The organism is Vibrio sp. 10N.286.46.A8 (assembly GCF_041470165.1).
GTDB lineage: Bacteria > Pseudomonadota > Gammaproteobacteria > Enterobacterales > Vibrionaceae > Vibrio > Vibrio tasmaniensis_A.
The window spans coordinates 1-7,535 of sequence record NZ_JBFRLX010000089.1; the positions used below are offsets into that span (position 1 = coordinate 1).

At 43.6% G+C, this 7,535-nt stretch carries 9 protein-coding genes; 4 read left to right on the forward strand and 5 right to left on the reverse strand.

Features of this window, described 5'->3' with window-relative positions:
- Positions 1–1,056: M20/M25/M40 family metallo-hydrolase (locus AB4232_RS10320; protein WP_372087058.1), on the forward strand; the 1,056-nt coding region annotated here is incomplete at its 5' end.
- 155 nt (positions 1,057–1,211) lie between these two features.
- Here the strand turns inward: AB4232_RS10320 and AB4232_RS10325 are convergent.
- On the reverse strand, positions 1,212–1,634 hold the full coding sequence (locus AB4232_RS10325; protein WP_102248849.1) for a DUF3859 domain-containing protein: 423 nt from the start codon (positions 1,632–1,634) through the stop codon (positions 1,212–1,214).
- 78 nt (positions 1,635–1,712) lie between these two features.
- Positions 1,713–2,081 carry an ATP-binding protein gene (locus tag AB4232_RS10330; protein ID WP_017096943.1) on the reverse strand — a complete coding sequence of 123 codons (369 nt, stop codon included), beginning with the start codon at positions 2,079–2,081 and terminating at the stop codon, positions 1,713–1,715.
- Positions 2,082–2,356: 275 nt separating this feature from the next.
- Between AB4232_RS10330 and metA the strand changes: the two genes are divergently transcribed.
- Positions 2,357–3,298, forward strand: a complete 942-nt coding sequence (metA, locus tag AB4232_RS10335; protein WP_012604106.1) for a homoserine O-succinyltransferase — start codon at positions 2,357–2,359, stop codon at positions 3,296–3,298.
- A 169-nt stretch (positions 3,299–3,467) separates the two neighbouring features.
- Positions 3,468–4,217, forward strand: coding sequence for a type IV pilus biogenesis/stability protein PilW (gene pilW, locus AB4232_RS10340; RefSeq protein ID WP_372087059.1), 750 nt, complete (start codon positions 3,468–3,470; stop codon positions 4,215–4,217).
- A gap of 89 nt (positions 4,218–4,306) precedes the next feature.
- On the opposite strand, the gene rlmF is transcribed toward pilW, so the two are convergent.
- Complete coding sequence (gene rlmF / locus AB4232_RS10345) at positions 4,307–5,683, reverse strand: 23S rRNA (adenine(1618)-N(6))-methyltransferase RlmF (RefSeq protein WP_372087060.1); 1,377 nt, start codon at positions 5,681–5,683, stop codon at positions 4,307–4,309.
- Positions 5,684–5,687: 4 nt separating this feature from the next.
- Positions 5,688–6,185: a YgjP-like metallopeptidase domain-containing protein gene (locus AB4232_RS10350; RefSeq protein WP_004734935.1), complete on the reverse strand. Its 498-nt coding sequence runs from the start codon at positions 6,183–6,185 to the stop codon at positions 5,688–5,690.
- A 153-nt stretch (positions 6,186–6,338) separates the two neighbouring features.
- On the opposite strand from AB4232_RS10350, the gene AB4232_RS10355 reads away from it, so the two are divergent.
- Entirely contained in the window at positions 6,339–6,575 is a 237-nt protein-coding gene (locus AB4232_RS10355) for a glutaredoxin family protein (protein ID WP_012604109.1), read from the forward strand.
- Between the two features lie 88 nt (positions 6,576–6,663).
- Here the strand turns inward: AB4232_RS10355 and AB4232_RS10360 are convergent.
- Positions 6,664–7,535 (reverse strand): LysR family transcriptional regulator (locus tag AB4232_RS10360; protein ID WP_372087061.1); only part of this gene is annotated, 872 nt, incomplete at its 5' end.

Here is a 7,535-nt window from a genome sequence, read left to right on the forward strand (position 1 = left end):
AAAATTGATAGTGAATCTCGTAACGAAAAAGCGATTGCTGAAGCTTTGGCTGAGCAACTCGGTGAACTGGGTTTTGAAGTTCACAAACTGTCGGTTCCTGAAGAAGTGTCTAACGGTTTCAACATCTACGCTCGTCTAGATGGCACTCTTCCAGGTAGCACAGTGTTCAGCTGCCACATGGACACTGTAACGCCAGGTATCGGCATTGAGCCAATCATCGAAGACGGTATCATCCGTTCAAAAGGCAACACAATTCTCGGTGGCGACGACAAGTCTGGTATCGCAGCTATCATGGAAGCAGTTCGTTGCATCAAAGCTGAAGGCCAAGAGCACAAAACTATCGAGATTGCATTTACAGTATTCGAAGAAGGCGGTCTGTTCGGTTCTTTAAACTTCGATATGTCTTACATTCAGTCTGAGCACGCTATCGTACTAGATACAGGCGGCCCGATCGGCACTATCGTAAATGCCGCACCTGGCCAACAGAAAATCGTTGCGAAGATCAAAGGTCGCCCTGCTCACGCGGGTTTAGCACCAGAAGAAGGCATCAGTGCGATTCAAGTGGCAGCAGACGCTATCACTAAGATGAACCTGCTTCGTATCGATGAAGAAACTACGGCAAACGTCGGTATTGTTGAAGGTGGTCAAGCGACTAACATCGTAATGCCAGATCTTAAAGTCGTGGCTGAAGCTCGCTCTCTAAACGGAGAAAAGCTAACAGCTCAAGTTGAGCACATGATCTCTACATTCCAAGAGAGTGCAAAACAGTTCGGTGCTGAAGTAGAAATAGAGTCGACTCGTGCTTACGATGCATTCGTTATCGCAGACGATCACCCACACATTCTTTCTATCAAATCCGCATTCGAGAAGCTTGGCGTAACAGCGAACACTAAACGCACTGGCGGCGGTAGCGATGCAAACAACTTCAACGCGAAAGGCCTAACAACAGTTAACCTTTCTACTGGTATGGCGAAAGTTCACACCACTGAAGAGTACATTGCAGTGAAAGACATGGTCGCAATCACTGAGTTTGTTGTGGCTTACGTGACTCAATAGTCTTACTGGTTAACTAGCCGGCCTTATTTGTTAACAAGCCTATCTTAGTCGTTGACGAAATAGAAAATGCCATCTAGTTAACGTCAAAAAGCCGAGTTCACATGTAACGTGTGACTCGGCTTTTTTGTTGTATTAATTTAGACAGAAGTTCTAATCTAAAAACCCCTACGCTTCCAAAACTGCCCTTCATCTTTCGCTACAAGGTCGAATGTCTTATCAGCAATGATGTTGCCTTTTAGCTCGACCGTCATACGCCATTTACCTAGTTTGTTGGATATAGGAGCCCAGATAGTATCGCCTAAGTAAAAATCCCAGTCATTGTTGCCGACGTGCTCTTCACCATCGAACGGCTCGAGTACTTCACCCGTGTCGGTTGTGATGTTCGGGTGATAGATGCAGTAACGGATTTTTTCACCTTTGGCTTTTTTGATATTCAAGATATAGCCAAATTCTACATCGATTTCAGCATCAACGGTAGTGGTGAACTCTTGGATTTTTGGAAGATCTTTAGATTTGGAATCCCACGTTGTATAGATGCCGTAAGATGTCATGTCGACCACAACAGAGCGCTTTGCCATTTCAATCGTTACCTTGGAGTTGTTCTATTAATTTAATTCTAGCTACCATTCAGCCACGTAAGTAGAGGAAGAACGAGGCTATTCTTGCCAATCTTTTGCCATGCGCTTAATCACCGACGGTTCAATGTCGTGAATGCTGCCATATTGCTCTCGGCACACTTCTATAACCAAATCCGCTTTATATTTGAGTGCGAGTTGGCGGTAGGCTTTCATTTCCCACTGCTTAATAAAAGTATTCGACACCACAACGTCTAACCCTTGCTTCAAGCCGTCTTCTGCAGTGTTCTGACACCACTCATGCGCTTGCTGCAACTGCCTTGGGTCAAAATTATAGTCGCCTTGCTCATTCACGTAATACATATCCGCTTCGACATGCAATGCATCGTAGGTTTTTGCTTTTGTTGACTTGCCGGAACCGGGCAACCCTCGAATGAGTATTAACTTCATCTGTCACTTTACAGGCTAATTTTAAAACATGAGTTTATCTTAAATAGTGACGAGTTTCTCTGATAACTGCCGTTGCTCAACATCCGAAAACCGAGTCCTTATACTCGACTCAGATAATCACTGAATACAATGAGACTCCCCTCGACGTCGGTGAATGACTTCTGAAAGCAAACACAAATAATTTACAACTATCCATTTTGTATATCGACAAGCGTATCAAACTACTATAGATTTAGATGTATAGACGTCTACATATCTAGCTTAGGGAGAAAGCTTTGCCTATTCGCATTCCAGACCAATTGCCAGCATCTGATGTTCTTCGTGAAGAAAACATCTTTATTATGCCGTTATCAAGAGCATCGACACAGGAAATTCGTCCACTTCGAGTCTTGATCCTCAACCTAATGCCGAAGAAGATTGAAACTGAAACTCAATTCTTACGCCTACTATCGAACAGTCCATTGCAAGTGGATGTAGAGCTGCTGCGCATTGATGACCGACCAAGCAAAAACACACCGACTGAACACCTTGATAACTTCTACCGCCAATTTGAAATGGTCAAAGGGAGAAACTTTGATGGATTGATCATTACTGGTGCACCGCTTGGCTTGGTTCAATTTGAAGACGTTATCTACTGGGATCATCTAAAAACCATCATGGAATGGGCAAACAAGCATGTGACCTCAACCTTGTATGTGTGTTGGGCTGCTCAAGCTGGCTTAAAGCTCTTGTATGATTTACCAAAGCGAACTCGTAAAGATAAGCTTTCTGGGGTTTACAACCACGAGATACATAACCCGTACCACCCAATTTTACGTGGCTTCGACGATACCTTCTTGGCACCGCACTCTCGCTATGCTGATTTCTCTCAGGAATACTTAGCCGAGCATACCGACCTTGATGTTCTTGCGACTTCTGATGTAGCGGGCGTATACCTTGCGGCAACCAAAGATAAGCGAAACGTGTTTGTAACCGGTCACCCTGAATACGATGCTCATACACTTCACAACGAATACATTCGTGATTTGGGTGAAGGCATGGAGCCTGTGATACCAATCAACTACTACCCGAACAACAATCCAGACAACAAGCCTGTAGCAAGTTGGCGTAGTCATGGACACTTATTGTTTTCAAACTGGCTTAACTACTGCGTTTACCAACAAACACCTTACGATCTGGATCACTTCAGCGAAGACAACTTCACCAAGGACGACTAAGTTCTTTCTTCCGATTCACAAACACATAAAGCGTGTTCCATAGGTTGTTGATAAAACACCAAATGGGACACGGCTTTTTTTATGGTGTTTGAGTCGCATTCCATAATCGACATAACACTTAAATGTGTTCGATTTCATATCATAGGTTTGTGTTCAAAAGGAGCTGCACATGCCTAACAAGTCGCTATTACCAAGATCCACTCTGTTATCTCAACTCACGCTACTCGCCTCTCTTTCTTTGGTAGGTTGTGTTTCTGTAACCGAAGGTCCACCCAAAATGGCAAGCGATCCAATTGCGATGTCTCAATCACGTATTGAATTGGGTTTGGGCTACATGGGACAAGGTAATATGGTCAAGGCACGTGAAAATCTAGAGCTCGCTATCAAACACGCTCCTAGCTATTACCGCGCCCAACTTTCGATGGCACATTATTACGAGCAAGTTGGCGAAGTAGATGAAGCAAGAACCACTTATCGCAAAGCACTCAGTCTAGATTCAAGAAACGGCAATGTATTGAATAACTACGGTACGTTCTTGTGTAAACAAGGCGAATACGAGCAAGCTGATAAATATTTCAATCGCGCAATTGACCAACCCTACTACTACCTTGTCTCTGCAAGTTATGAGAATGCGGCATTCTGCGCGTTTAAGGCTGGTAATACCGACCAAGCAAAATACTACTTCACACGAGCGATTGACCACGATCCAAATCGCGTAAAATCGATACTACAGCTATCAAAAATTGAAGTGAGTGACGCCGATTACAACGACGCTAGGCTTCGTTTATTCAAATTCCACCAGCGTTATGGTTACCAAATTCCATCGCTTAAAATCTTGGTCGATCTCGAAAACAAAGCAGGTAACAGTGCTCTAGAGAAGAAATATCAGAGTAAGTTAGATGAGTTACTTTCTGCTTAGCGCATATGAAAAACACAAAAAACGGGCTTGTTGCGTTAACAACAAGCCCGTACGTAATTTCAACTTAATGTCTTAACACAGTGCTGCCGCTATTTTAGCGCGATCCACTCTTGTCTTTGCTCGTCGTCCATAAAGGTCCATGCGATAAAGCGACTCACCTTCTGGCCTTGCGACATCTCAACCACTTTTACTTGTTTAGCTCTTAGCTTACCCAGCTCTGAACGAACCATATCGACGTTATCTTTCTTAGAAATCAATGTCGTGAACCACAATACTTGAGTAGCAAAAAGTTGGCTCTCTCTCGCCATTTTCATAATGAAAGCAGCTTCGCCACCCGGACACCAAAGTTCAGATTTTTGGCCACCAAAGTTTAAGGTTGGTTTCTCTTGCTTAATCGATTTGTCTTGCTTGGCTGGCTTCTTATTCATCTCGGGCTTGAATGACTTGCCCGCTTTCTTAGCTCGGTTTGCCGCTAAGTTATCCAGTTTACGTTGTGATCCCTTTTCCGCCTCTTCTAGAGAACTATGGAATGGAGGGTTACAAATTGTGACATCGTAACGTTCATTATCCTTAATCACGCCCTTAAAGATAGATTCAGAGTCCGCTTGCAGGCGAGCTCGGATCTTACCTTTTAGATTAGGGTTACTTTCAGCAATGAAGTTCGCTGTTTTGATGGAGACTGAATCGACATCCGTACCCGTACAGCGCCACTTATACTCTGTCACGCCAATGATTGGGTAAATACAGTTTGCACCAACACCGATATCTAATGCTTTCACAGAGGCGTGATTATAATGCTCACCTTGTCCATCGCTGTTTAGGATGTCTGCCACTCTGTGGATATAATCTGCACGGCCAGGAATTGGTGGGCACAAGTAACCAGCAGGAATATCCCAATGCTTAACGCCATAGTGATGCGCCAGTAAAGCCTTGTTAAGTAGCTTAACAGCCAATGGATCAGAGAAATTAACGGTCTCTTCGCCCGCCGGGTTCTTGATCAGATGTTCTTTTAGCTCAGGTAACGCTGCAACCAATAACTCAAAGTCGTAGCGACCTGTGTGTTGGTTTCTTGGGTGTAATCCACCTTGAGGCTTCTCTGCCGAACGTCTTTTCTGTGCTGCATTCTTGTTAAATACAGTTTTATTGAAAGACGCCTTATTCGATGGCCCTTTATTAGCGCCCGGCTTACCTTTGCTATCTTTTGCAAAAGGTCGCTTTGCTTTGTTGTTACTAGCGCCTTTTGAAACTGTACTCTTTCGGTTTTTATCCGATGTGTTCTTTGAAGAAATACGCTTGTCGCTGCTTGGTTTACCTGCACTTGGCTTAACATCACCTTGCTTGCGGTTACCTTGCGTACTATTACCTTGAGTACGGTTACCTTCGTTAGCTTGGTTATCTTTTGTTTTTGCTGCGGAGGTACTGTTTTTCGACAGGCTTAGCGTCGTTCTATTTTGTGATTGGCTCATTGGGCTACTTCTTTAAATCTAAATACATCATGAATAAACGGGCATCTAACTCAAGTTGATGATATTCCGGTTCCATGTGACAGCATAGTTGGTAAAAGGCTTTGTCGTGCTCTTTCTCTTTGATGTGCGCCAGTTCGTGTACCACCAACATTCTCAGCAAAGGTTCTGGAGCATTTTTAAAAACACTGGCGATACGAATCTCATTCTTCGATTTGATCTTTCCACCGTGATTTTTCGCGACGTAAGAGTGCAGACCTAATGCATTATTGATTAGGTGTATCTTGCCGTCATAAATCACTTTACTGATCGGTGGTGTTTTTTTCATATAACGATTTTTAATCTCAATCGCATAGTCAAACAGGGCTTTCTCGCTTTTTATTTCATGATTCTTTGGGTAGCGAGCTTCGAACCACGGCACCAACTTTCCCGATTCAACTAGTTGAGTTACCGGGTCGAGAATGTGCTTCGGGTAGCCTTGGATATAGCGTAAAGAAGGATGCATGCTGAAAGACCGTACAAGTTACACCACGACAATACGTTGTGGTCTTGAAAATTGAGCCGCATAGTGTAACTGATCACACTTTTCTAATCACCTAGGATTCGTTACACTTTAGCGAGATTCACCAAGAGCTAGACTCAAAAAGAGATTATAAAAATGAAACGTGTTGTATTGTACGTCGCAGACAAATGCCCGCACTGTAAAGATGCACAGCGCTATTTGGATTCAAAGAAAATTGTTTACCGCCTAACGAATGCAAAGATGCAGCGTGGTCGTAAAGAGTTGCAAGCGATGGGAGCTCGCTCTATCCCCGTACTTAAAATCGGCGACCAGGTGATGGTCGGCTGGAATCAGAAGAACTTCGATAAGATGTATAACTCAAAGAGTACCTAAGTGCTCTAAGCCAGTAATACTTCTATAAAATAAAGCCCGAATGTCCAATCTAGGATACTCGGGCTTTGTTGTTCTATACCATTCTAAATCACACGTAGCGCTTAACGAAATCAATAAAGGTTCGGTCTGCCTTCGACAAGTACCCTTCCTTTCTCCAAGCCAAAGATAGATTGAGTTTTACAGGATCTTTAAATGGCACCCCCACGACGTCTTCTTCGTATTCTGTGACCAAACTCAGCAGCGCAGTAATGGCAAACTCTCGTTTTACTATAGAAAGAATCATTGGCAATAAGTTAGTTTCGAAGGCGATGGTCATATCGAGATTGTATTTTTTACAGGTCGCATCAATGAAATCACGGTGGAAATAACCCGACTTGAACATAATCAGTTCTTGAGCGAAAAACTCTTCAAAGGTAATGAATGGTTGTGACGCTAATGGGTGTTCTTTACCAACAACAGCTAGCATCTCAGAACTCAACAAGTGATCGGTTTCGAGATCATCTGGGACATTTTCATGATTGATAACCCCAATATCCAGTTCGCCGTTTAACAGCATTTCACGAATCGAAGCGGTACCAGCATCTATAAGCGTCAGTTTTAGGTTTGGGTATTGGCTTTTAAAGGCCATCACCACCTGTGGGAAAAAGTAGCTCCCCATCATACTTGGAGCGCCTAATCGCACTTCTCCCTTCTCTAGTCCCTTTAGCTCATTCATTGCGAGTTGAGCATCATTGAACTGTTGGGCGATTCGCTTCGCATGCTCAAATAACACTTTGCCCTCTTCCGTTAAGGTGACGGATTTATCTCCGCGACGAAATAGAATCAACTCAAGTGTCTGCTCTAGTTTTTTAATGGAGATACTCAATGCAGGCTGTGCGATATGCAGCGCTTTGGCGGCCTGAGTGAAATTGCCAAACTGAGCAACAGCCAGAAAATGTCGAAGTGGTTTTGATTCAAGCA

Excerpts from the sequence above, each read along its gene's own strand:
- AB4232_RS10330 (WP_017096943.1), bottom strand. The coding sequence starts at position 2,081 with ATGAAGTTAATACTCATTCGAGGGTTGCCCGGTTCCGGCAAGTCAACA.
- AB4232_RS10350 (WP_004734935.1), bottom strand. The coding sequence starts at position 6,185 with ATGCATCCTTCTTTACGCTATATCCAAGGCTACCCGAAGCACATTCTC.
- AB4232_RS10355 (WP_012604109.1), top strand. The coding sequence starts at position 6,339 with ATGAAACGTGTTGTATTGTACGTCGCAGACAAATGCCCGCACTGTAAA.
- pilW (WP_372087059.1), top strand. The coding sequence starts at position 3,468 with ATGCCTAACAAGTCGCTATTACCAAGATCCACTCTGTTATCTCAACTC.
- rlmF (WP_372087060.1), bottom strand. The coding sequence starts at position 5,683 with ATGAGCCAATCACAAAATAGAACGACGCTAAGCCTGTCGAAAAACAGT.
- AB4232_RS10325 (WP_102248849.1), bottom strand. The coding sequence starts at position 1,634 with ATGGCAAAGCGCTCTGTTGTGGTCGACATGACATCTTACGGCATCTAT.